Annotated in this window: 23 protein-coding genes and 4 tRNA genes; 5 read left to right on the top strand and 22 right to left on the bottom strand. The window is 70.9% G+C overall.

The genetic code is table 11. The annotated features are described in order from the left end of the window. Positions 1-93: 93 nt before the first annotated feature. The 12 genes from nusG to ABZV06_RS24425 all read right to left on the bottom strand — a co-directional run bounded on the left by nusG (position 94) and on the right by ABZV06_RS24425 (position 7,940). Entirely contained in the window at positions 94-816 is a 723-nt protein-coding gene (nusG, locus tag ABZV06_RS24480) for a transcription termination/antitermination protein NusG (protein ID WP_355242197.1), read from the bottom strand. A gap of 39 nt (positions 817-855) precedes the next feature. Next, positions 856-1,248 (bottom strand): preprotein translocase subunit SecE, encoded by a 393-nt coding sequence (gene secE / locus ABZV06_RS24475; protein WP_355242200.1) that lies wholly within the window; start codon positions 1,246-1,248, stop codon positions 856-858. A 213-nt stretch (positions 1,249-1,461) separates the two neighbouring features. Beyond that, a tRNA-Trp gene (locus tag ABZV06_RS24470) sits at positions 1,462-1,534 on the bottom strand. 151 nt (positions 1,535-1,685) lie between these two features. Further along, on the bottom strand, positions 1,686-2,078 hold the full coding sequence (locus ABZV06_RS24465; protein WP_355624428.1) for a MaoC family dehydratase: 393 nt from the start codon (positions 2,076-2,078) through the stop codon (positions 1,686-1,688). A gap of 1 nt (position 2,079) precedes the next feature. Next, the gene (locus ABZV06_RS24460) at positions 2,080-2,526 is read right to left on the bottom strand and encodes a MaoC family dehydratase N-terminal domain-containing protein (protein ID WP_355242206.1); all 447 of its coding nucleotides are present in this window, start codon (positions 2,524-2,526) and stop codon (positions 2,080-2,082) included. Between the two features lie 126 nt (positions 2,527-2,652). Continuing rightward, positions 2,653-2,820, bottom strand: coding sequence for a 50S ribosomal protein L33 (gene rpmG / locus ABZV06_RS24455; protein ID WP_007073056.1), 168 nt, complete (start codon positions 2,818-2,820; stop codon positions 2,653-2,655). Between the two features lie 132 nt (positions 2,821-2,952). Continuing rightward, positions 2,953-3,025: transfer RNA gene (locus ABZV06_RS24450), tRNA-Met, on the bottom strand. Positions 3,026-3,049: 24 nt separating this feature from the next. Next, a tRNA-Thr gene (locus ABZV06_RS24445) sits at positions 3,050-3,122 on the bottom strand. A gap of 92 nt (positions 3,123-3,214) precedes the next feature. Continuing rightward, positions 3,215-5,746: a bifunctional diguanylate cyclase/phosphodiesterase gene (locus ABZV06_RS24440; RefSeq protein WP_355624426.1), complete on the bottom strand. Its 2,532-nt coding sequence runs from the start codon at positions 5,744-5,746 to the stop codon at positions 3,215-3,217. Between the two features lie 60 nt (positions 5,747-5,806). Beyond that, entirely contained in the window at positions 5,807-5,980 is a 174-nt protein-coding gene (locus ABZV06_RS24435) for a hypothetical protein (protein ID WP_355242212.1), read from the bottom strand. 848 nt (positions 5,981-6,828) lie between these two features. Continuing rightward, a complete protein-coding gene (locus ABZV06_RS24430) occupies positions 6,829-7,314 on the bottom strand; it encodes a S1 RNA-binding domain-containing protein (RefSeq protein ID WP_355624424.1) in 486 nt (161 codons plus the stop codon). A gap of 542 nt (positions 7,315-7,856) precedes the next feature. Next, a tRNA-Tyr gene (locus tag ABZV06_RS24425) sits at positions 7,857-7,940 on the bottom strand. A gap of 148 nt (positions 7,941-8,088) precedes the next feature. Between ABZV06_RS24425 and ABZV06_RS24420 the strand changes: the two genes are divergently transcribed. Further along, positions 8,089-8,583 (top strand): YajQ family cyclic di-GMP-binding protein, encoded by a 495-nt coding sequence (locus ABZV06_RS24420; RefSeq protein ID WP_355624422.1) that lies wholly within the window; start codon positions 8,089-8,091, stop codon positions 8,581-8,583. A 42-nt stretch (positions 8,584-8,625) separates the two neighbouring features. Here the strand turns inward: ABZV06_RS24420 and ABZV06_RS24415 are convergent, their stop codons facing one another. Beyond that, on the bottom strand, positions 8,626-9,153 hold the full coding sequence (locus tag ABZV06_RS24415; RefSeq protein ID WP_355624419.1) for a dihydrofolate reductase family protein: 528 nt from the start codon (positions 9,151-9,153) through the stop codon (positions 8,626-8,628). A 190-nt stretch (positions 9,154-9,343) separates the two neighbouring features. Next, positions 9,344-10,603, bottom strand: a complete 1,260-nt coding sequence (locus ABZV06_RS24410; protein ID WP_355242224.1) for an MFS transporter — start codon at positions 10,601-10,603, stop codon at positions 9,344-9,346. A 191-nt stretch (positions 10,604-10,794) separates the two neighbouring features. Here ABZV06_RS24410 and ABZV06_RS24405 point away from each other — a divergent pair, with 191 nt between their 5' ends. Both ABZV06_RS24405 and ABZV06_RS24400 read left to right on the top strand, forming a co-directional pair. Then, positions 10,795-11,637, top strand: a complete 843-nt coding sequence (locus tag ABZV06_RS24405) for a DUF6065 family protein (protein WP_355242227.1) — start codon at positions 10,795-10,797, stop codon at positions 11,635-11,637. Continuing rightward, the gene (locus ABZV06_RS24400; protein WP_355242230.1) at positions 11,637-12,830 is read left to right on the top strand and encodes a hypothetical protein; all 1,194 of its coding nucleotides are present in this window, start codon (positions 11,637-11,639) and stop codon (positions 12,828-12,830) included. Before ABZV06_RS24405 ends, ABZV06_RS24400 begins: the two co-directional genes overlap by 1 nt. A gap of 60 nt (positions 12,831-12,890) precedes the next feature. Here the strand turns inward: ABZV06_RS24400 and htpX are convergent, their stop codons facing one another. The 7 genes from htpX to ABZV06_RS24365 all read right to left on the bottom strand — a co-directional run bounded on the left by htpX (position 12,891) and on the right by ABZV06_RS24365 (position 20,358). Continuing rightward, positions 12,891-13,766 (bottom strand): zinc metalloprotease HtpX, encoded by an 876-nt coding sequence (htpX, locus tag ABZV06_RS24395; protein ID WP_355242233.1) that lies wholly within the window; start codon positions 13,764-13,766, stop codon positions 12,891-12,893. A gap of 104 nt (positions 13,767-13,870) precedes the next feature. Further along, a complete protein-coding gene (locus ABZV06_RS24390; protein ID WP_355624417.1) occupies positions 13,871-15,370 on the bottom strand; it encodes a proton-conducting transporter membrane subunit in 1,500 nt (499 codons plus the stop codon). Between the two features lie 40 nt (positions 15,371-15,410). Then, positions 15,411-16,919, bottom strand: a complete 1,509-nt coding sequence (locus tag ABZV06_RS24385; protein ID WP_355624414.1) for an NADH-quinone oxidoreductase subunit M — start codon at positions 16,917-16,919, stop codon at positions 15,411-15,413. After that, positions 16,916-18,838 (bottom strand): NADH-quinone oxidoreductase subunit L, encoded by a 1,923-nt coding sequence (locus tag ABZV06_RS24380; protein WP_355624411.1) that lies wholly within the window; start codon positions 18,836-18,838, stop codon positions 16,916-16,918. Before ABZV06_RS24380 ends, ABZV06_RS24385 begins: the two co-directional genes overlap by 4 nt. Beyond that, complete coding sequence (gene nuoK, locus ABZV06_RS24375; protein WP_355624408.1) at positions 18,835-19,179, bottom strand: NADH-quinone oxidoreductase subunit NuoK; 345 nt, start codon at positions 19,177-19,179, stop codon at positions 18,835-18,837. Before nuoK ends, ABZV06_RS24380 begins: the two co-directional genes overlap by 4 nt. Then, positions 19,176-19,733 (bottom strand): NADH-quinone oxidoreductase subunit J, encoded by a 558-nt coding sequence (locus ABZV06_RS24370; RefSeq protein WP_355624405.1) that lies wholly within the window; start codon positions 19,731-19,733, stop codon positions 19,176-19,178. The genes nuoK and ABZV06_RS24370 overlap by 4 nt, the downstream gene beginning before the upstream one ends. Before the next feature lie 25 nt (positions 19,734-19,758). Further along, a complete protein-coding gene (locus ABZV06_RS24365; protein ID WP_355242250.1) occupies positions 19,759-20,358 on the bottom strand; it encodes an NADH-quinone oxidoreductase subunit I in 600 nt (199 codons plus the stop codon). 104 nt (positions 20,359-20,462) lie between these two features. Here ABZV06_RS24365 and ABZV06_RS24360 point away from each other — a divergent pair, with 104 nt between their 5' ends. Further along, the gene (locus tag ABZV06_RS24360; protein WP_355242253.1) at positions 20,463-21,038 is read left to right on the top strand and encodes a Uma2 family endonuclease; all 576 of its coding nucleotides are present in this window, start codon (positions 20,463-20,465) and stop codon (positions 21,036-21,038) included. On the opposite strand, the gene ABZV06_RS24355 is transcribed toward ABZV06_RS24360, so the two are convergent. Next, on the bottom strand, positions 21,019-21,450 hold the full coding sequence (locus tag ABZV06_RS24355) for an ester cyclase (RefSeq protein WP_355624402.1): 432 nt from the start codon (positions 21,448-21,450) through the stop codon (positions 21,019-21,021). The two genes, ABZV06_RS24360 and ABZV06_RS24355, sit on opposite strands and share 20 nt — an antisense overlap. Positions 21,451-21,583: 133 nt before the next feature. On the opposite strand from ABZV06_RS24355, the gene ABZV06_RS24350 reads away from it, so the two are divergent. Further along, positions 21,584-22,600 carry a glutathione S-transferase C-terminal domain-containing protein gene (locus tag ABZV06_RS24350; RefSeq protein WP_355624399.1) on the top strand — a complete coding sequence of 339 codons (1,017 nt, stop codon included), beginning with the start codon at positions 21,584-21,586 and terminating at the stop codon, positions 22,598-22,600. The last annotated feature ends 29 nt before the right edge of the window (positions 22,601-22,629 follow it).

The raw sequence follows: 22,629 nt of genomic DNA, 5'->3' as shown, positions 1-22,629 counted from the left end.
GGAGGCGCGCGAGATCGTCACCACCGCGACCGACCCCCGCCCGGACCTCCTGCTGGGCTACTGGGGCGAGGTCCTGCACTCCTCCGCGACCGGTCAGATCTTGGCGACCTGGTTGAAGTTGAGCTCCACCGGGGTCTCCCGACCGAAGATCGACACCAGCACCTTGAGCTTCTGCTGGTCGGCGTTGATCTCACTGATCGTGGCCGGCAGCGACGCGAACGCGCCGTCGGTGACGGTGACCGAGTCACCGACCTCGAAGTCGAGGACCTTGATCTCCGGCTTCGCCTTCTTCTGCTCGGTGTCGACGGCCGGTGCCAGCCACTTCAGCACCTCGTCGAGCGACAGCGGCGCGGGCCGGTCGGCCCGGTCGGTCGCGCCGACGAAGCCGGTCACGCCCGGGGTGTTCCGGACACACGAGTACGACTCGGCGGTCAGCTCCATCCGGACCAGGATGTAACCGGGGAAGACCTTGGCCTGGATCTGCGAACGCTTACCGTTCTTGACCTCGACCTCTTCCCGGGTCGGCACCTCGACCTGGTAGATGAAGTCCTCCATGTCGAGGCTCGTGATCCGGGTCTCGAGGTTGGTCTTCACCTTGTTCTCGTAACCGGCGTACGAGTGCACCACGTACCAGTCGCCCGGCGCGTAACGCAGCTTCTGCCGCAGCTCGGCGACCGGGTCGTAGTCCTCGTCCGGCGCAGGCTCGGTGGTGGGAAACTCCGGCTCGCTGGCGGCCTCAACCGACTCGTCACCAGCCGCCGTCGCGACCGTGGACTGCTCGTCCACTTCTCCGGCGGTCTCGTCGTACTCAGGCACGCTCGCTCACTTCCGTCACTATCGGCTGGAGACAGCCGGTCAGTCCGAGTTGCCGAAGACGAACAACACGGCCTTGGCGAAGCCGTAGTCCAGCACGCCCACGATCGTCAGCATCACCGCGACGAACGTGACCACCACGGCGGTGTACGTCAGCAACTCCTTGCGGGTCGGCCAGATGACCTTACGCAGTTCGGCAACGACCTCGCGGAAAAACCGGGCGATGCGGCCGAACACGCCCACCCGACCGGTTTCCGACCTCGTGGTCGGCCGGCTGTCCGCCGACTCCGCCCGGGCGCGGGCCCGCGTCGCGGTGCCTCCCCGGGAGACCGGCTCGTCCGCGCCGGTGGCGTCGTCGTCGGCTACGTCGTCGACGACCTCGTCGTCGAGACGATCGTCGCCGGCGTCCTCGCCGCGCCGCTTGTTGTCGGCCACTTCGCCCTCCGTCGCGGAATCTCGGGTCGCACGCCAGGCGGCGTACGCGGCGCTGGTCACGCCGGCCGGACCCAACCGTCCCGCGACGGGCCGCGGCCGGTGGTTCGACCGGGAGCCCCGATTGCCTCGGAGCCACCCCGCCGATGCCACCACCACGGGCCGGACGCCGCCTTGTCGGCGGCGCGACCCACGGGAACGGTCAGGCCTGAGGCGCAGGGGTGACAGGACTTGAACCTGCAGCCTGCGGTTTTGGAGACCGCTGCTCTGCCAATTGAGCTACACCCCTGTGCGGCAACACTCGCCCCACCCGGTCACAGACGACCAAGCAGGGGTCACTTGCCCCACGGCGGACCAGTGTACGGGTAGGCGCCCGACTTTCCCAACCGGTCTCCCCACCACGCGTGGCGAAGCCGATTCAGCGCGGCAGCGGGGGCGCCTCAGCGTGCCGTACGGATGGTCGCCCGCGCCTGTGACAGCACCTTGTCGCCCAGACAGGTCGCGGTCACCTCGAGCCGGGTGAGGCCGTCCTCGGTCACCTCGCGGACCCGCGCGGTCACCTCGATCTCGGTCCCCTGGTCGTCGTCGGGAACCACCACCGGCCGGGTGAATCGAACGCCGTACTCGACCACCGCGTCGGGCGCGCCGGCCCACTCGGTGACCGCTCGGCCGACCAGCGCCATCGTGAACATGCCGTGCGCGATGACCCCGGGCAGACCCACCTTCGTGGCGACCCGGTCGCTCCAGTGGATCGGGTTGAAGTCACCCGAGGCGCCGGCGTAGCGGATCAGGTCCGCTCGGGTCACCCGGAACGTCTTGGTTGGCAGTTCCATCTCAGGCCTCCCCACGAATGACGTACCGGGCCCAGACGGCGACCACCGGCTCCCCGGCGACGGTGCTCACGTCCGTACGGGTGGTCAGGAGGCCGTGTCCGCCCCGGTTGGTGACCTCCTCGATGGTGTTGGTGCACACCAGCTCGTCGCCCGCGACCACCGGCCGGGTGTACGCGAAGCGCTGGTCCCCGTGGACGAGGCGGCTGTAGTCGACTCCCAGGTCCGGGTCCTCGATGATCTGGCGGGTCGCGGCCATGGTGACGATCACCGGGAAGGTCGGCGGGGCGACCACGTCCGGGTGGCCCAGGGCCTGCGCCGCGGCCGGGTCGTGGTGAGCGGCGTCGGTGGCCCCGATGGCCGTGGCGAACTCACGGATCTTTTCTCGGCCCACCTGGTAGGGGGCGGTCGGCGGATACGTCCGGCCGACGAATGAAGGGTCCAGGGACATGCCGCGAACCTACACGGAAAGCACAACCGCCGATCTGGTCGGTGGGCTGCGGCGATGCCGCGCCGTACCGGGTCAGATCGGCGGCTGGGAAAGCTTCGACGGTGGCCGGCGTGTGCCGGCCAGCGGTCAGCGGGTCTCGCGGTGAACCGTGTGCCGGCCGTCGCGCGGGCAGAACTTCTTCAGCTCGATGCGGTCGGGGTCGTTCCGGCGGTTCTTGCGCGTGATGTAGTTGCGCTCCTTGCACTCCACACACGCCAAAGTGATCTTCGGCCGGACATCGGTAGCCTTCGCCACGGCGGAGTGCCTTCCTCGCTAACGGAAACAACTACGACGCGTCAGCCTAGACGCTGACTGCGCGGACATGCAAAGTGGGCGCCAGTGGCGCCCATCTCAACGACCACCGAGAACTAGCCCGGAAGACGAGAGTAGCGGTGGCCGGACTTGAACCGGCGACACAGCGATTATGAGCCGCTTGCTCTACCATCTGAGCTACACCGCCGCGGTGGGTCCAGCTGAACCCTCGAGCCCCCTTACGGAATCGAACCGTAGACCTTCTCCTTACCATGGAGACGCTCTGCCGACTGAGCTAAGGGGGCCTGCGCGATCTCCCCGTGGGGCGCGCAGAAGTAGAATACACGGCACCGGTCGGCAGGTGAAATCGGATCCCTGGCGACCGTGTATGCCCAGCTCAGGGCACCACGCGCAGGCGCGGAAGCTCCCCGCCGGACCCGGAAATCGTCTCCGGGTCCACCTGGGCCCCGAACCAGGCGGCCAGCCGTTCGTACGGCAGCGGTCGGCTGAACAGGAAGCCCTGACCGATCTCGCATCCGATGTCCTGAAGAAGCTCCAACGTCAGTTCGCTCTCCACACCCTCGGCGACCACGGCCAGGCCAAACTGCTGGGAGAGCGTCACCACCGCGTTCACGATCGCCAGGTCCCCCGGATCGGTCGCCATGCCCTGCACGAAGGACCGGTCGACCTTCACCTCGTGCACCGGCAACCGGCGCAGGTGGGCCAGCGAGGAGTCGCCGGTGCCGAAGTCGTCCACCGACAGCCGGACGCCGAGATCGCGGAGCCGACGCAGCGTCGGAATGGGCCGGTCCGTGCCGTCCAGCACGCCCGACTCGGTGATCTCCAAAGTGAGCCGCTGAGCAGGCACCCCGTACTCGGTCAGCAGCTCCTGCACCCGGTCCGGGAAGTGCTGATCGGTGAGCGTACGGGCGGCGAGGTTGACCGCGATGGGCAGCGGCTGGTTGGCCTCGGCCCAGTCCCGGCTGCGCCGCAGACCCTCGCGGAGCACCACCTCGGTGAGCCGACTCAACTGGCCGGTGTGCGCGGCCACCGCCACGAAGTCCTCGGGAGCGACGGTGCCGTGCGTCGGATGCTCCCAGCGGGCCAGACACTCGACACCGACCAGACGCCGGTCCCGCAGGGTCACCTTGGGCTGGAAGTAGACCTCCAGGTCGTCCTGGTCCAACGCCTGACGCAGGTCACCGGCGAGACCCAGCCGGCGCAACGACCGGGATTCCAGACCCGGGTTGAACAACTGCACACTGCCGGGCACCGATTTGGCGGCGGTCGCCGCCAGATCGACCCGTAGCAGCAGGGTCGCGGCATCGCTGCCATGATCCGGGTGTACGGCCACCCCGACGGCCGTGTTGACGTCGAGGGTGAGCGCGTCGAAGACCATCTCGTCGCGGATCTGGTCGCGGAGCTGCTCGGCCAACTCCAGCGCCGCGTCGGCGTTCTCCAAGCGCAGGGTCACCAGGAACTCGTCGCCACCGACACGACCCACCAGGGCCGACGACGGCGCGCTGGCCCGCAGACGGTTGGCGACCTCGACGAGCACCTTGTCACCGGCGGCGTGGCCGAGTGACTCGTTGACCTGCTGCAACCCGTCGACGTCGAAGAGCAGCAACGCCACCACCTCGTCGGGTGCGCCGATCTTCACCGACTCGTCCAGCGCCCCGGTGACCCGCCGCCGGTTGGGCAGCCGCGTCAGGGTGTCGTGGTAGGCGTCGTGCCGGAGGCGGTCGACCAGCCGGGAATTCTCCAGCGCCACCGCCGCGTGCGCCGCCACCGTCTCGAAGATGGGGATGTCGCCGGGGGCGAAGTGCCCGATGTCGCTGAGCCGGTTCGCCACCTCCAGGGTGCCGATCACGGCCTGCCCGGAGCGCAACGGCACCACGATCACGTCTTTGATCTCGCTGGCGCTGATCTCGCGCCGAAGCGCCCCCTCGTCACCCAGCAGACGCCCCATCGACAGGGTCTTCGCCAACTCCCGCGTTCGCTCACGAAGAATCGACGGCGTCGGAGCGACGTCGAGCAGCCCCGGCGTGTCGACCCGGGCCGTCAACAGCACCTCCGGATGCCGGCCCTGCGCGGGCAGCCACAGCGTCGCCGACTCTGCCTGCATGAGAGCACGGACCCGGTCGAGCAGGACGTCGGCGAGTGCCGCGTCGGCGCCGCTCGTGGTGATCAACCGGGCGAGGTCGTACATCCCGGTCAGGGTGCGGTGTTGCCGGAAGAACTGGGCGTACGACCGGTAGACCAGGGCGAGCGCCGCGAACAGGGCCGCCAACAGCAGCGCCGACCACCAGGTCTTGCGCAACGCGATCAGCACGAGGAGACCGACGGATGCGTTGATCGAGGTGGTGAGGAACACCGACGGCGTCGTCCGCAGCGCCTCGCGGCCGGCCTGCCAGCCCTGGAGGAGCACGTGTACGCCGACGACCGAGACGAGACTGACCAGGGTGATCGTGTTGACCGCGAGGAAGAGACTGATCCATGTCCCCGGGCCCACGTCGTGCAGCGGCGGCAGCCGCAACAGGAGCAGCCCGGCCAGCGACGTGGCCGCCGCGGCACGCGCGACGTTGAACCAGAACTTCGCCGGAGCGAAACGCTGCCTGGCGCTCCAGATCAACGAGGCCAGCGTGTAGATCAGGACGACCGTCAACGGCGGCAGGAAGAACAGCGCCACCACGAGTGGGATCTCCGTGAGCGTCACGCCCACGGACTGGCGCCGGACGACGAAGTTCAGCACCGGAATGCTGATGCCCGTCATCGCGAGGAAGATCAGGAAAGCCAGGCCCCAGTCCCCGTAGGGACGGTGTGAGACGACACTGATCGCGGTGCAGGAGAGGATGGCGATCAACGCCATGGGGCCGGTGATGAGCCAAGCGTGGTCCGTGGACTTACGCCGTTGGTCACGCTCGGCCATACCGCTCCCTCTGAAAGACGTCGCCCGTCAGGGCTGCCCTCACGGGCGACGCCCCGTGATTCACCGGGAGGCGGCGACGCCCCACACGACATCGCCCAGACCCGCGCCCCACACGACGTCGGTCATCTGGGCGTAGCCCCCGCTAGCGAGGGCGTCAACACCGATCAGTCCACCGAGGACAGCGGCGAGCACGAGGAGCGAGCCGAGTGACCGGCCCAGCCTTCGACCAGACATGTTGGCTCCTGTCGGGGAAGTGTCACAGGGATGGTGGAGGTTCCACGATCGTGCCACACGCAAGGTACGCAGGAAAGCGGTGATGGCCGCACCCATCCGAGCGTTGGCGAGGTCGCGCCCTTCGGCCCACTGCGCCTCCACGAGCCGGGCCAGATCAGGGCCCCTCCCTGCGACATCAGCGCTTCACCCAGCGCTTGATGCGACCTACGGCACAATTCACCCAGGCGATCGGAGGAATCCGCTGTCCAATCCTGCCCGATCGCTCTCCGTGACGAATGCGATGGTCTGGAAGCGCACCGACGCGGCCCAGACATCGACCACCATACCGCCTTCCCGCAAAGACACAAGGAGGTGGACGCGACCCGATTCGCCCTTCTTCTGCCGTCGGCGGTCGTAACGCTCCCGGACGGGCGGCGAACGCGCGGGATGGGCCGGGCCAGCCGCTGTGTCCGGGGACCGAGGCAGCGTCCTGGCCGGGTTCGCCTATTGGGCCGGAGGCAGTGACATGTCCGGCGGACAGTCCTTGGCCTGGTTCCTTGGTCGGCGCAGCCAACCAGGGTGAGCGCGACAGCAGGCAACGCCAGACCTCGACGACAGCTTCGGGCGGCCGGTCGGTCGTGCCATCGGACCCGTCGCTGCCTCACGACGGATACGGTATCGACGAATCGCGACTTTGTGCCGGTGGCGTGGCTCGACACGACCGCCGCAGGCCCCGTCGCAATGATCCACTACAGGTCGCCGATGTGGGGCTTTCCCGGCGGAGGGATACCCCCACATCGGCGATCTGGAGTGGACCACTCCGCGGAACCCACGCCGCCATCGACGCTCCAGCCTCGGTGCCTGAGGTATCACAACGGCTCGTGCCCGGTCGGCAGGAGACGGACCCGCCGATGGACAAGGTTGATGTCGACGACCTCCACCACCAGCGTGTCGCCGGGTTCAGGAGTGCGGTCGAGGGCGGACTCGTGGACCAACCCTTGGATGTCATCCCCCACCGCGACGAAGACACCGAACGGCACGATACGAGTCACCTCACCGCGCAGGACGGCTCCGAGATGCACCCGCGCGAACTCCGCCATCGGGTCGGGCTGCAACGCCTTGAGCGACAGCGACACACGCTCGCGGTCGAGATCGACGTCCAGCACCATCACGTTGAGCCGGTCCCCCAGGCCGACCACATCGGTCGGGTGAGTGAAGTGCTTCCAGGTCAGCTCCGCGCAGTTCACCATGCCGATGACACCGCCGATGTCTACGAAGACCCCGAAGTTCTTGATCTCGACCACCACGCCCGTGGCCACCTGGCCATGCTCAAGCGTTTCCAAGCTCAGTCGCACACTGTCGTCATCCCGTCGCCTCACGAATCCAACTCCTATCACCCGAGCGCACCACCGATTTTGTCGTTCATGGTGTCGTCGCCGCCGTCGATGCAGTTGGCGCAGACGCGGAGCAGGACGGCGACGCCGTGGCCCAGGCGCCGGGCCACCTCGGTCGGCGGGACGCCGGCATTCAGCCAGAGCGAGGCCGCCGCGTGCCGCAGGTCGCAGGGGCGACGGACGAGCGGCGAGGCGACCTGCGACTCGGTCAGCGCCTTCTCGCGGGCGAGCTTCCACCATCGGTCGTAGACCGACTCGAGTCCGCGCCGCTCGTGGGAGCCGCCGTCATCGGTACAACCGTCGCTAGACGGCTGGTCCCGTCAGACCAGGCCTAGCCGCCGGCCCCAGCGTTCGCAGCCACAGGAAAGCCCTCAATAGGCACGATGACCTGCCACCATCTGCCCACAACCAGTCGTCAACGGCTGGACTCAGCTGGACTCGGCCGGACCAACGACAACGGCCCCTGATCAGCATCTCTGCTGGTCAGGGGCCGTGTCTGCACCTGGTGGCGGGTAGAGGATTCGAACCTCTGAAGCTTTCGCGACGGATTTACAGTCCGCTCCCATTGGCCGCTCGGGCAACCCGCCAGGGCACCCCACCGCGTCGCAACGCGGCGGCGGAAGCAAGGATAGCGGCTCACCCCGGGACCGGTGCAACCGGGTACGGTCAGGGGGTCGTGCCGCTGGTCGGCGGCCGACTGCACGTCCCAGACCGCCGGACAGCAGGAGCAGAAGCATGCCAGCGAACCCGTCATTCGACATCGTGAGCAAGGTCGACCGCCAGGAGGTCGACAACGCCCTCCGGCAGGCGGAGAAGGAGCTCGCGACGCGGTTCGACTTCCGCGGCACGGGCGCGGAGATCTCCTGGTCGGGCGAGGAGGCGATCGGCCTTCAGGCGGAGACCGAGGAGCGGGTGCTCGCAGCGCTGGACGTCTTCAAGGAGAAGCTGGTCAAACGCAACATCTCGTTGAAGTCGCTGGACGCGGGTGAGGCGCGCCCGTCCGGCAAGGTGTTCAAGATCGACTGCAAGGTGATCCAGGGCATCGAGACGGACAAGGCCAAGGCGATCAGCAAGAAGATCCGCGACGAGGGCCCGAAGGGCGTGCAGGCGCAGATCCAGGGTGACCAGCTGCGCGTCACCGGCAAGAAGCGGGACGACCTCCAGGCGGTCATCTCCCTGCTCAAGGGCGAGGACTTCGGAGTCGCCCTCCAGTTCACGAACTACCGGTAGGCGCGGAAGCCGCAGTCTGACCAGCCGCAGACCGTCGACCCGTCAGCGGTCGACGGTGTACCAGTTGGCGGTCTCCCCGGGGATCGGCGTCAACCGCACCCGCGCGCCGCCCGGGTCGTCGAGGATGCGTACGCCGTCGCCGAGCAGCACCGGCGCGAAGAAGATCAGGATCTCGTCGAGCAGGCCGGCACGGAGGCACTGCTTGGCGACGTCCGCGCCGAGCACGTTCACGTACTTGTCGCCGGCGGCCTCCTTGGCCTGCGCGACGGCGCTATGCAGATCGTCTGCGAAGGTGACGCCTTCGGCCGGGTCGGTGGGCGGTTGGTGGGTCAGGACGACCACCGGGCCCTGGTACCGGCCGCCGAACGCGCCTTCCTTCTCAGTGCCACGGTTCGGGTCGTCGCCGCCGAAGGTGCGGTTGCCGGCCAGGATCGCGCCGACGTTGGCCAGGATGCGGTCCGCGGTCGGGTTGTCCATTGTGAGGTGTTCGGTCAGCCACGACATGTCCCCGCGAGGGCCTGCGATGTAGCCGTCGAGCGATGCGGTGGCGGAGTAGAGCAGCTTGGCCATGGTTTCCCCTCGTCGGTGCCCATTCTGGTGGAGGCCGGGCGCTCACAGAAGCCATCGGGTGCACGTCCACCGAGATCGACTCGGGTTACTTCATATCGGGGCATCCTCGTCAAGGGGACACCACGACTTGCCGGAACCCGAGTCGATCAAGGCGCGAGGCCGGGCCGGCTCGAGCCGTCCAGGGCAGGGGTCAGACGGGGATGGGCTCTTCGGCGCGTACCGCCTGGTTTTCCGCGCGGGCGATGGGCCCGGCGGGCAGCGCGGCGACCGCGGCCCCGACGGCCACCGCCGCCCCGGCGAAGACGAAGGCCCACGGCACCCCGCCGGCGTGGTCCACGATCAGGCCGGCCACCGCGCCGCCGGCGGCGCTCGCCGCCACGGCGACCGTGACGACCCAGGTGTACGCCTCGTTCAGCATGCCCGTCGGGGCGATCCGCCCGACCAGAGTGTTCTCCAGGGTCAACGCCGGCGCGATGGTGGCGCCCCCGACGACCAGGGCGACACCGAGCGCCAGCGGCGTGGGCATCACTGCGAACACCACGAAGGTGCCGGCCAGCGCGGCGAGCAGCAGGGCGAACTGGCGGGTCATGTTCGGCGACGGCCGGCGGACACCGAACCAGAAGCCGCCGATCGCGCTGCCGATCCCCCAGACGGCCAGGAGCAGCCCGGCGAGGCTCTCCGGGTCGTCGGTGGTGGCGTTGCTCGCGTACGCGGGGACGATGACGCCGGCGGCGCCGAACGCGATGCCCAGCCCGGCCACGCAGACCAGCAGGGCCGGGAAGCCGCCGACCCGCAGTGGGCCGAGTCCGCGGGCGTGGTGTTCGCGCGGGTGCGGACGCCAGTCGCGCATCACCCGGCCGAGGGCGACGGCGGCGGTGCCGACCAGGGTGACGACCGCTGCCCCGATCAGCGCGGCGGCCGCGTCGGCGACCAGCACGAAGCCAGCCACGAGCAGCGGGCCGAGCACGAACACGATCTCGAACAGTGAGGTCTCGGCGGCCAGGGCGGTGTTGCGTAGGGCGTACCGGCCGGAGGCGGGGCTGGTCAGCTCGTTCCAGGCGCCGCGGATGGCGGCGGTCAGCGGCGGGTACGTCGCACCGGCGACGCCGGCCGTCAGGTAGATGGCGGCGAGGGCGTCATCACCCGAGCGGCTGGCCAGTAGCAGCCCGATGAGCGCGAGCGGGTGGGCTACGGCGGTCACCAGCAGCACGGGGCTCGGGCCGACCCGGTCGGCGACGCGTCCGGCCACCGGGCTGAGTGCGGCGCCGGCGACGGCGTAGATGCCGCCGGCGATGGCGGCCAGCGCGTAGCGGCCGGTCACCTGCTCGACCACCAGCAGCAGCGCCAGCGGCGTCATGCCGATCCCGAGCCGCCCGATGATGCCGTTGACCAGCAGGATCGGCGCACCGGGAATCCGCCAGACACCCAGGTACTGGCGCAGTGCGGCCACGGGATACACCTCCGCCGGGACAGGTAACGGGTAGAAGCCCTGTCGACCCTAACTCCCGAGGTCAGGCCATGGATGGTCGATCCGCTCACAGGAGCGCAGTGGGTGGGACTGACCGAGCAGTCACAAAGGGGGTAGGTTGCTGATCGAATTGGGTCCATACGCCGGCACCGCACGATGAGGCAGGAGGTCCGATGTCCGGGACTACCACCGCACCTCTGCGAGTCGAGATCTATTCGCTGTACGGCGATGCCAAACCCAGTGAAGCGGCCTCGCCCAGCCTGCGCGGCTCCCTGCCGGCCCGGGCCGTCCAACAGTGCCCGCCGGTCGCCGCCGGCTCGGGATTCGGCTGGTACGTCTACCCGCCGGCCGACTTCGCGCTCCGCTGGGACGGTCAGGACACCGAGTGGACCCTGCTGGAGGAGAACGAGCCGACAGGATGGCGTTCGCTCGCCGGCGGTTACGACGGCAAGCTGCCGGAAGCGGCCAGCCAGTTGCAGGCGGCGCCGGAGCAGTTCCACGGCGACCTGGACATCTTCGACCGGTACGGCGCGAGCATCCCGTTCCTGGATGCCGACCCGCGCGCGGCCAACACGGTCGAGCTGGTCACCGGCGTGGTGGCGCGTACGTCCCCGGGCTGGTGCCTCATCGCTCGAGGCGTGCCGAACTGGCCTGCCCAGCGTGGCCTACAGCTCTACGAGGGCGTGGTGGAGACCGACTGGTACACCTCGCTCCTGCCCACCATCCTGCGACTCACCGAGGTCGGGCAGGTGGTGCGCTTCTACCGGAACATTCCCCTCATGTGCCTACAGCCGGTGCACCGGTCGACGTTGGAAGCTTTCCGCGACGCCGAACTGGCCACCGGGGAGGGGCTGCCGGCGTGGCCGCAGGACGTCTGGTCGGACTTCGTGGCGCTGCGCCGCCGCCGCCAGGACCCGGAGATCCGCAGCAGCTACCGCCGGGAGCAGGCCCGCCGGGTCCGGGACAACGCCTCCTACCAGCCAATCGGGGTCGTGGAAGCCGACCAGCCGACCTGATGCGTGACACCGAAGAACAGCTCACCCCTTCGCCTGGTTACCGGGCACTGTTCCGACATCCGGTCGCCTCCCGACTTGTCATCGCCCGCGGCATCTCGGAGCTGGGTGACTTCGTGGGCCTGGCCGCTCTGCTGCTGCTCGCGTACGACCAGACGAACTCCGTCCTCGGCCCGGCCGCGGTCTACGCCGCGCGTACCCTGCCGGCCCTGCTGATCGCCACCGTCTTCAGCGGCTGGTTGGACGTGCCGGCCCGCCGTACCCTCCTGGTCTGGCTGTCGGTGGTCGGCGCCGCGCTGATCGCCGTGCCCGCGGCGGTCCCCGAGCCGGTGCCGGCGATCGTGGCGGCCGGTCTGCTCGGGGCGGTACGCGCCGCCTACGCGAGTGTCAACGTCGCCGTCGTCGCCGAGGCGGTGGACGCTCCGCTGCGGCTGCCGCTGTTCGGCCTCAGCGCCTTCGCCAACCAGGCGGGTCAGGTGGTCGGCCTGCTCGCGGGAGCCAGCCTGACCGTGGCGCTCGGCTCCCGGGTGGCGCTGCTGATCGACCTCGCCTCGTTCCTGGTCGCCGCGGTCGTCCTGGCCGGGCTGCCGAAGCGACCCCACCGTGTACGCGGACCTCGTCCGCCGGCGACTGCGGGTGTCCGCATCATCGCCGGTCACCCCGTGCTGCGGGGCGTCGCCCTGCTCACGCTGGCCACGGTGCTGTCCGGCGCGCTGCCCGAGACCCTCGCACCGGACCTCGCCCGTGGGGCCTGGCGTCCCGCCCTGCTGGCGGCGTCGGCGCTGGGAGGGGCGGTCTTCGTCCTGTGGGTGGGCCGCTCCCGCTGGCTGGGTCGGCTGGCCGGCCAGGTGGTCGTGGCCGCCGCGCTGTCCGGAGCGTTGCTGCTGAACGGTGTGCTGGTCGCCGTCGACGCGCCGCTGTGGGCGCTGACGGTGGGCAACGCGTTGATCGGCGCGGGTGGTGGGTGGCTGATCGGTGCGCAGGCCACGTTCGCCCGGTTGGCCCCTCCCGAGCGGATGGGGCAGGTCGAGGCGACGATCGTCGCGGCCAACATCGTGACCTCGGGAATCGGCATCTTCCTGTTGGGTGGTGTGGCCGCCGTGCTCTCGCCCGCCGCGTCGTACCTCACGGCCGGTGTCGTCCTGCTCGTCGTCGTGCTGCTGACCCGACCGGATCGGCTGTCCGTACCGGATTGACCCGGAGACGACTCCACCCGCGTCCGTCGCGGACGCGGGTGGAGTACGGGATTCGGCGGGTCAGCGCTGGAACTGCACCGGCCCCGAGTTGGCGGCCATCCGCTCCAGGCGGGCGACCCGGTCCTCCATCTTGGGGTGGGTGGAGAAGAGGGCGGCCACCGCGCCACCGGCGAACGGGTTGGCGATCATCAGGTGGGCGCTGCTGGTGAGCGTGCCCTGAGCCGGCAGCGGGCGTCGCCGGGCCACCGCGTCGATCTTGCGCAGGGCGCTGGCCAGCGCCAGCGGGTCCCGGCTCAGCTCGGCACCCGACTGGTCCGCCTGGAACTCGCGGCTCCGGCTGATCGCCAACTGGATCACGGTGGCCGCGATCGGGCCGAGGATCAGGGTCAGCAGCAGCACGGCCGGGTTCGGCGAGTCCTCGTCGTCCCCACCGCCCAGGGGGATGAACCAGGCGATGTTCGCCAGGAACGTGATGATGCCGGCGAGACCGGCCGCGACGCTGGAGATCAGGATGTCCCGGTTGTAGACGTGGGACAGCTCGTGCCCGATCACACCACGAAGCTCCCGGTAGTCCAGGACCTCGGTGATGCCCTGGGTCACGCAGACCGCGGCGTGCTGCGGGTTACGCCCGGTGGCGAACGCGTTGGGCTGCGCGGTCGGGCTGACGTACAGGCGCGGCATCGGCTGTCGAGCCTCGGTGGCCAGCTCGCGCACCATGCGGTACAGCTCGGGGAACTGTGCCTCGGTGACCGGTTGCGCCCGCATCGAGCGCAGCGCGATCTTGTCCGAGTAGAAGTAGGAAACGCCGTTCATGACCAGCGAGATGAGGACGGCGATGACCAGGCCGCCACTGCCACCGAACCCGTAGCCCACCGCGAGGATCAGCGCGGTGAGCAGGCCGAGCAGCGCGGCGGTCTTCAGACGGTTGTGGTGCACGATCTCTCCTTCGGTGCGCGGATCGCCTCGATCCGCTGACCGGTACAACAACTCGATACCCGTCAACCATCCGTCGGAACGCTGAGAGTTGACTGAGACCCGCGTCAGCGGGCGGCGAGATCCAGCACGAGCTGCGGGGCGACCCCGAGCACCACGGCGGCCACGGTGGCCACCGCCAGCACCACCGCCACCACACCCACCAGGGGTACGGCCACCACACCGTCCGCGCCCGCCGAGGGTGTCGACGTCGGCGTGGGCGTCGGCGCCCACAGGCCGGCGGTCACCCGCAGGTAGTAGGCGAGCCCGATCACCGCGTTCAGCGCCACCACCAGCGCCAACCAGGCCGCGCCGCCGTCCAGCAGCGACCGGACCACCGTCACCTTCGCGAACAACCCGGCCAGGCCCGGAGGCAGACCCGCCAGGCCCACCAGCGCGAGGCCGAGGGCGGCACCCCGCCACGGGTGTCGGCGGGCCGCGCCGCGCAGGTCGTCAAGCGTCCCGCCGTCCGCCCCCACCGGGCGCAGCGCGGTCACCCCGGCGAACGCCGCCAACTCCAGCACCACGAAGAACACGGCGTACGCCACCGCTGCGGCGTACGCGGCCGACCGCGCCTCGCCCGTACGGCCGGCGGCCAGCGCCAGCGCACCCAGCGGGGCGAGGATGTAACCGGCCTGCGCGACCGAGGACCAGGCGAGCAGCCGGACGGTACGCCGCTGACGCAGTGCCACCAGGTTGCCGACGGTCATCGTGAGCACCGCCAGTAGGGCGAGCACCGGCCCGGTCTGGTCCGCCGGCAACGCCCGCTGCACCACGGCCAGCAACGCCACCAGGCCGCCCAGCTTGGACGCCGTCGACAGGTACGCGGCGACCGGCAGCGGAGCGCCGTCGTAAGTGGCCGGCGCCCAGGCGTGGAACGGCACCGCCGCCACCTTGAAGGCCAGTCCGAGCAGCAGCAGCGCCACGGCGGCGGTGGTCAGTGGCAGTTCGCGCAGCTCCGGACGCTCGGCCAGCAGCGCGCCGACCCGGTCGAGGTGCAGGCCGCCGGTCACCGCGTACAGCAGCGCCGCGCCGAGCAGCGTCAGCGTGGTGGCCACCACGCTGACCACGAAGAACGTCACCGCCGCCTCGGCGCTGGCCAGGCTGCCCCGACGCAGGCCCACCAGCACGTACAGCGGGAGGGTCAGCGTCTCCAACGCCACGATCAGGGTGATCAGGTCGCCGGCCGCGCCGAGCACCACGCCGCCGGTCATCGAACAGGCGAGCAGGAAGGCGTACTCCCCCGCCGGTGACCGGCCGGCCCGCAGCGCCGGCACCGACAACCCGAGCACGCCCAGGGTGAGCAGCGCCACCACCGCGCCGACCAGGGCCGCCCGGCCGCCGAAGACCCACGAGCAGTCGCCGCCGACGCAGAACGTCCGCCGCTCCCCACCCGCACCGACCAGCGCCGAGCAGACGGCGGTACCGAGCGCCCCGAGCGCGGCCACCGCGACAGTGGCGCGGGGCCGCGCCAGCACGAGGTCGACGACCAGCACGAGTACGGCGGTGCCGGCGGCCAGGTACGCCGGCAGCAACGCCACGCTGTCCACGCTCTGCACGACGCTCATCGGACCACCCTCGGTTCCGGACGCGGCGCTTTCTTCGTGCTCACCTGTGGATCACCTCGATGAGGGCGTCGACGGGTGCCTCGGCGACGCCGAGGACCAGCGCCGGAACCAGGCCGATGGCCAGCGCGAGCAGCACCAGCGGCGACCACGCGGTCAACTCCGCGCCGGCCAGGCCCGCGCCGACGCCGCTCACCGCGGGGCTCGGCCGGCCGTGGGTGACCCGACGCAGCAACCGCAGGAAGTACGCGGCCGTGAGCGCGCCGCCGATCGCCGCCAGCACCCCGAGGGTCAGCCACAGCGGGCCGCCCACCTGGAGCGCCGCGACCACCGCGAACGCCTCCCCCCAGAAGCCGGCCAGCCCGGGCAGGCCCAGCGACGCGATGGCCGCGAACGCCAGCAGGCCGGCCAGCCGGGGCGCGGTCTCCCGCAGGCCGGACAGATCGGCGAGAGCGCCCGTACCGGTGCGGTCCTTCACCGCACCGGCCAGGAAGAACAGCAGGCCGGTGATCACACCGTGCGCGACGTTGCCGATCAGGGCAGCCTGGATGCCGGTGGCGGTCAACGTGGCGACGCCCAGCAGGACGAAGCCCATGTGCCCCACGCTGGAGTACGCGATGAGCCGCTTCACCTCGGTCTGGGCCAGGCAGACCAGCGAGCCGACCAGGATCGCCGCGACCGCCAGCACACCGAGCACCGGCGCGGCCCAGCGGGCACCCTCCGGCGCCACCCCCACCGCCACCCGGATCAGCCCGTACGTGCCCATCTTGAGCAGCACACCCGCCAGCACCACGCTGCCCACCGTCGGGGCCTGCGTGTGCGCGTCGGGCAGCCACGAGTGCAACGGCCAGAGTGGACTCTTCACCGCGAACGCGAGCGCGAACAGCGTGAACGCGGCCAACTGGGTGCCCCGGGACAGCCCTGCCCCACCGGTCAGCGCCACCACGTCGGCGGTGCCCGCGGCGGCGACCACGACGTACACGCCGACCAGCAGCAGCACCGAACCGACGAGCGTGTAGAGCACGAACTTGCGGCCGGCCCGACGCCGGTCGGCACCGCCCCAGCCGGCGATGATCGCGTACATCGGCAGCAGGACGACCTCGAAGAACAGGAAGAACAGCACCAGGTCCAGGGCGAGGAACGTGCCGAGGATGCCCACCTCGACGAGCAGCAGCAGCGCCACCAGCGCCCGGCCGCTGCCGCCGTCGGGCACCCGCCACAGCGAGTACGCGCAGCAGAGCAGCGTGAGCAGCGCGGTGAGCACCACCAGCGGCCAGGAGATGCCGTCGACGCCGAGGTGGAACCGCAGATCCAGACCGGGCACCCAGGGCAGGTCCACCTGGTGCCAGGGGCGCACCGCAGGCGTACCGGCCGACCAGGCGAACCACCCCCGCCCACCGGACACCAGTGCCACGGTCGCCAGCAGGGTCAGCGCCGCCGCGACCGTGCCGACGACCCGCGCCGCCCGGTCCCGGGGTGTCGCCGCCACCGCGACCGCGCCGAGCGCCGGCACCACCAGCACGGCGACGAGCAGAACCTGCCCAAGCGTCATCGGGTTACTCCCAGCAGGGCGGCGGCCAGGCCGATCAGCAACGCGCCGGCCAGCACACCGGCGGCGGCCCGGGGCAGCGCCGCCCGGTGCAGCGCGGCCAGTCCGGCGCCCAGGCCCGTGGCGACCCGGCCGCTGCCCTCGACGGCCCCGTCCACCGCCACCTCGTCACCGGTGCGCGCCAGGCGAGCCAGCGCCCGGACGGGGCGTACGACAAGGGTGTGCTGGACGTCGTCGAGCCGGAACGCGCGGGCGAAGACCGGCCGCAGCGGGCCCAGCGTGGCCGCCGGATCGGCGGCCCTGTCCCGCTGCCAGCGCGCCCACACCAAGCCCGCGCCGACCACCAGCAGCGCCAGCGGCAGCAGCAGCGCCGGCCCGACGTGGACCAGGCCGTCCTCCGCGCCCGCGACGGGCACGGTGGCGAACCGCAGCCGGTCGGCGAACGCCCCGACGAACCCGGCCAGGCCCAGCAGCGCGGCCGGCACGGCGAGCAGCAACACCGGCCAGCGCAGTACCGCCGGCGGATCGTGCGGGTGCACCAGCGGCAGTCGGGGCTCGCCGAAGAAGGCCCGCAGCAGCAGCCGACCCGCGTACCAGGCGGTGATCGCCACACCGAGCAGCCCGGCCAGCCACACCAGCCAGCCCACCCACGACGGCGCGGGGCCGGTGCCCTCCAGCGCGGCCGACTCGGCGACCGTCAGCACGCCGTCCTTGCTCCAGAAGCCGGCCAGCGGCGGCACCCCGGCCAGAGCGCCGAGGCCGATCACCGTGCACCAGAACGTCACAGGCATGCTCCGGCGCAGACCACCCATCTCCGACATCAGCGTGGTCCCCACCGAGTGGATCACCGCACCGGCGGCGAGGAACAGCAGCGCCTTGAACGCGGCGTGGGTGAGCAGGTGGAACAGCGCCGCCGACGGCGAGCCGACGGCCAGCGCGCCGGTCATGTAGCCCAGTTGGGAGACGGTCGACCAGGCCAGCACCCGCTTGATGTCGTCCTGGGCGGTGGCGGCGAGCGCCCCGAGCAGCAGCGTGATCGCGGCGAGGACGCCGAGCACCGTCAACGTCACCGGCGCGGCGGTGAACAGCGGGTACAGCCGGGTCACCGCGTACACGCCGGCGGCGACCATCGTCGCGGCGTGGATCAGCGCGGAGATCGGCGTCGGGCCGGCCATGGCGTCCGGCAGCCACGTGTGCAACGGGAACTGGGCGCTCTTGCCGGCCACCCCGGCGAGCAGCAGCAGGCCGGCGGCGGTCAGCGTCGCGCCGGAGTGGTCGTGTGCGAGCACGTCGGCGATGCGGAAGCTGCCCGTCGACACGCCGAGCAGCGCGATGCCGAGCAGGAAGCCGACGTCACCGACCCGCGTCACCAGGAACGCCTTCATGGCCGCGGCCGGCGCGCCCGCGAGCCGGCGGTCGTGGGCGATGAGCAGGTACGAACAGAGGCCCATCACCTCCCACCCGACCAACAGCATGATCAGGTCACCGGCGACCACCACCAGCAGCATCGCGCCGGTGAAGAGACTGATCTGGGCGGCGTACGGCGGATAGCGGTGGTCGACGTCGACATCGTCGTGCGGGCCACGCCGCAGGTAGCCGATCGAGTAGACCTGCACGGCCAGGGCCACCGCGGTGACCGCGACGGCGACCAGCGCGGCGGCGCCGTCCAGTCGTACGCCGAGGGTCACCGCCAACCCGCCGATGTCCACCCAGGTCGTCGACGTCTCGGTCGGACCGTCGACAGTCAACAGCAGGGCCACGGCCAGCGCCAGCGCCCCGGCCGCACCGGCCACGCCGATCGCCACGGCGGTCGCGCGGGCCCGATAACCGCCGGCATGGCGTGGGGCCGGCGGCAGCAGCAGACCGAGCAGACCGGCGAGCAGCGGTACGGCCGGCAGCGCCGCCCCGAGCAGCCCGGTCACCGGCTCGCCTCCGCGTCCTGCGTGACGGCCCCGGCCGGCTCGGTCAACAGCACGTCGTCCACCGCCACGGTCGACCGCAGGCGGTAGAGCTGGAGGACGATCGCCAACCCCACCCCGATCTCCGCGGCGGCCAGCACGATGACGAACAGCGCGAACACCTGCCCGGAGTGCGGCAGCACCGCGCGGGCCGTGGTGTCCGCGGTTACCAGGACGAGGTTCACCGCGTTGAGCATCAGCTCGACCGACATCAGCACCAGCACGGCGTTACGTCGCCGCAGCACGCCGTACACGCCGAGGCCGAACAGCAGCGCGGCGGTGACGTACGGGATGACCGGCCTCACCGACGCCCCCCGGGAGCCACGTTCTCCGCCGGCGTCTGCACGTGCACGTCGTCGGCGCGCCGACCGATGTCCGGTCGGGACAGCACCACCGCGCCGACCAGGGCGGACAGCAGCAGGACGGAGAGCACCTCGAACGGCAGCACCCAGGAGGTGAAGATCTGCTCCCCCAGCCGCTCCGCCGTACCCGCGTCGGGCAGCGCGACGGTGCTCCACCGGTACGCGTCGACCAGCAGCACGCTCAACCCCAGCCCGGCACCGCCGCCGATCAGCGCGGCGGGCCAGCCGGGCCGGTCCAGGTCGTCGGACGCCCCGATCGGAGCCCGCGTCAGCATCACCGCGAACAGCAGCAGCACCACCACCGCGCCCACGTAGATCAGCACCTGCACCCACGCGACCAGCTCGGCACCGAGCACCAGGTAGTCGCCGGCCAGCGCGCCCAGGCAGACCACCAGGTAGAGCCCGGCCCGGACCAGGTGCTTCGTGGTCACCACCAGCACACCGGCCCCGACCGCCACCGCGCCCAGCGCGAGCAGCAGCAGATCCGCGCCGGTCACCGGGCCGCCCCCGCAGCTCGGACGGTCACGACGCCGGGCCCTCGTCGGCGGGGCGTACCGCCGGTGGAACCGACCGCGCGGCCTTGCGCGCGGCGGCGGTCTCCTCCTTGGCCGGCTCGCCGTTGGGATCGTGCGCGGGCGGCGGCGGAACCGTCGCCATCCACTGGCCGAGGTGGTCCTTGTCGTGCAGCAGGTCCTTGATGTCGTACTCGGCGTACTCGAACTCCGGCGACCAGTAGAGCGCGTCGAAGGGGCAGACCTCGATGCAGATGCCGCAGTACATGCAGAGCGAGAAGTCGATGTCGAACCGGTCGAGCACGTTGCGCTGGCGGGGGCGGGCGGCACCGGGCACCGCCACCTCCTCCTTGTGCGAGTCGATGTAGATGCACCAGTCCGGGCACTCGCGGGCGCAGAGCATGCAGACCGTGCAGTTCTCCTCGGACAGCGCGATCACTCCGCGCGAGCGCGGCGGCAGCTCGGGGGCGACGTCCGGGTACTGCTGCGTGGTCGAGCGGCTGGTCATCGTCTTGAGGGTGACCGCCAGCCCCTTCACCAGACCGGCGCCGGGCAGGCCGCGCTCGCTGGCGCCGGCGGCCGGATCGCCGCGCTCGCTGGAATCGGTCATGTGGACCATCCTGCCCTGTGGCCCCGGCGCGCGCGACCACCACCCACAGGTCCGAGGCGGTACCGTGGTCGCGGGGAGAACGACCGCACCTGGAAGGACCCGCCATGACCGCCGCGCTGCAGAGCGACCACCCGCCCGAGAGCGAGTGGACGACTGACGATCTGGACGCGCAGCCCGAGGATGGCCGTCGCCGGGAACTGCTCGATGGAGTGCTGCTGATGTCCCCCTCCCCCACCCGTACCCACCAGAGCATCGCTATGCGTCTTGGTGCCGCGCTCGACGAGGACTGCCCCGACGGCTACGACGTGACCCAGGCGGTCGAGGTACGGATCAACCGCACCCGCTCCTTCATCCCCGACGTGCTGATCACCACGGCCGCCGCGGCAGCTCGCGAGCCGTCGAGGTACGAGCCGCACGAGGTGGTCGTCGCCATCGAGATCGTCTCGCCGAGCACCCGTTCGATCGACCGGGTACTCAAGCCAGCGCTGTACGCCCAAGCCGGCATCCCCTACTACTGGCGGATCGAGACCCTGGACGGCGACCTGGAGGTCGTGACCTACCGGATCGACGCGGTGAACGAGGTCTACACCGAGACCGGACGGTGGACCAAGTTCGTCGACACCGGCGAGCCGTTCCCGATCAACCTGCCGATCAGCCGGATCACGCCGCGGACCCGGTGAGACCGCCTGCGGGCGGCACCATCTCGACGCCGAGCTGCTGAAGGAGCTGGAGCAGCTCGTTGCAGCTCCACACCTCGACGATCCGACCGTCGGTGTCGAAGCGCAGGAACGTCGCCCCGGAGTAGCTGACCACCTGGCCGGTCGGCGGCACCGGCCCGAACTGCCCGGCGTGGGTGCCGGCCGCCCGCCAGTGCACTGCCACCCGCCCAGCCGCGGCGACCACGTCGACGATCTTGTAGCGGAGGTCCGGGAAGGCCGCCCGACGCTCGCGGTGCCAGGCCAGCATCGCATCCGGCCCCGTCCCGCCCAGCCCGGGGCACGCACCGGCGATCAACTCGTACGCCGACTCCTCCCGGCGGGCGTTCCACACGTCGGCGATGAAGCGCCGGGCCGCCGTCTCCACATCCGTCATGACGGCAGGGTAGCCAAGAAAGACCCGCCTCCGGACCTGCACGGGGAGCGGCCGAGGTTGGCCCGTACCGAGCCGGAGTCCCGGATTTCGGCAAGGATGGCGGTGAGGGCAACCGGAGCGGAGGGCGGGCGACGTGGCGGAGACAGGCGGGAAGTACGTCGAGCCGGGCGGCGAGTTCACCCGGGATCAGCGGTACATCGCCACACGGATCACCGCGGACGGGCGGGACGGGTACCCGGTGGAGCCCGGCCGGTACCGACTGGCGGTCAGCCGGGCCTGCCCGTGGGCCAACCGCCTGATCATCGTCCGGCGGCTGCTCGGCCTGGAGGATGCCATCTCGATGGCGGTGGCCGGCCCTACCCATGACGCCCGGAGCTGGACCTTCGACCTCGACCCGGACGGGCGCGACCCGGTGCTCGGCATCGAGCGCATCCAGGAGGCCTACTTCAAGCGCTTCCCCGGTTACGAGCGCGGCATCACCGTGCCGGCGCTCGTGGACGTGCCGACCGGGCAGGTGGTGACCAACGACTTCGCGCAGATGAGCCTGGACCTGTCCACCGAGTGGACCCCGTACCACCGCGAGGGCGCACCGCAGCTCTACCCCGAGCACCTGCGCGAGCAGATCGACGAGGTCAACGCGGCGGTGTTCCGGGACGTCAACAACGGCGTGTACCGGTGCGGGTTCGCGGGCAACCAGGAGGCGTACGACAAGGCGTACCACCGGCTGTTCGACCGGCTGGACTGGTTGACCGAGCGGCTGACCGACCAGCGGTACCTGGTCGGCGACACCATCACCGAGGCCGACGTGCGGCTGTTCACGACGTTGGTCCGCTTCGATCCCGTCTACCACGGGCACTTCAAGTGCAACCGGCAGAAGCTGAGCGAGATGCCGGTGCTGTGGGCGTACGCCCGGGACCTGTTCCAGACCCCCGGGTTCGGCGACACCATCGACTTCGACCACATCAAGCGGCACTACTACGAGGTGCACCGCGACATCAACCCGACGGGTATCGTGCCGCTCGGCCCCGACCTGTCCAACTGGCTCACGCCACATGACCGGGAGGCCCTGGGCGGCCGCCCCTTCGGCAACGGCACCCCACCCCCACCCCCCGCCGAGCCGGTAAACCCACAACACACCCCGCTCCGCTAACGCCCCGCCGCCCCGCGCCGCCCCGCCCC

The sequence above is a fragment of the Micromonospora sp. NPDC005172 genome (assembly GCF_040608555.1).
In the GTDB taxonomy this organism is placed as follows: Bacteria; Actinomycetota; Actinomycetes; order Mycobacteriales; family Micromonosporaceae; genus Micromonospora.
The sequence above is the reverse complement of the archived record's forward strand: the minus strand, read 5'-3'. Positions and strand labels throughout refer to the sequence as shown.

Bases quoted from the DNA above. Each gene is read 5' to 3' on its own strand.
- ABZV06_RS24385 (WP_355624414.1), bottom strand. From the start codon at position 16,919: ATGACGCTTGGGCAGGTTCTGCTCGTCGCCGTGCTGGTGGTGCCGGCG.
- ABZV06_RS24415 (WP_355624419.1), bottom strand. From the start codon at position 9,153: ATGGCCAAGCTGCTCTACTCCGCCACCGCATCGCTCGACGGCTACATC.
- ABZV06_RS24440 (WP_355624426.1), bottom strand. From the start codon at position 5,746: ATGGCCGAGCGTGACCAACGGCGTAAGTCCACGGACCACGCTTGGCTC.
- ABZV06_RS24365 (WP_355242250.1), bottom strand. From the start codon at position 20,358: ATGACCGATTCCAGCGAGCGCGGCGATCCGGCCGCCGGCGCCAGCGAG.
- ABZV06_RS24435 (WP_355242212.1), bottom strand. From the start codon at position 5,980: ATGTCTGGTCGAAGGCTGGGCCGGTCACTCGGCTCGCTCCTCGTGCTC.
- ABZV06_RS24465 (WP_355624428.1), bottom strand. From the start codon at position 2,078: ATGGAACTGCCAACCAAGACGTTCCGGGTGACCCGAGCGGACCTGATC.
- ABZV06_RS24405 (WP_355242227.1), top strand. From the start codon at position 10,795: ATGTCCGGGACTACCACCGCACCTCTGCGAGTCGAGATCTATTCGCTG.
- ABZV06_RS24420 (WP_355624422.1), top strand. From the start codon at position 8,089: ATGCCAGCGAACCCGTCATTCGACATCGTGAGCAAGGTCGACCGCCAG.
- ABZV06_RS24400 (WP_355242230.1), top strand. From the start codon at position 11,637: ATGCGTGACACCGAAGAACAGCTCACCCCTTCGCCTGGTTACCGGGCA.
- ABZV06_RS24460 (WP_355242206.1), bottom strand. From the start codon at position 2,526: ATGTCCCTGGACCCTTCATTCGTCGGCCGGACGTATCCGCCGACCGCC.
- ABZV06_RS24360 (WP_355242253.1), top strand. From the start codon at position 20,463: ATGACCGCCGCGCTGCAGAGCGACCACCCGCCCGAGAGCGAGTGGACG.
- ABZV06_RS24390 (WP_355624417.1), bottom strand. From the start codon at position 15,370: ATGAGCGTCGTGCAGAGCGTGGACAGCGTGGCGTTGCTGCCGGCGTAC.
- ABZV06_RS24355 (WP_355624402.1), bottom strand. From the start codon at position 21,450: ATGACGGATGTGGAGACGGCGGCCCGGCGCTTCATCGCCGACGTGTGG.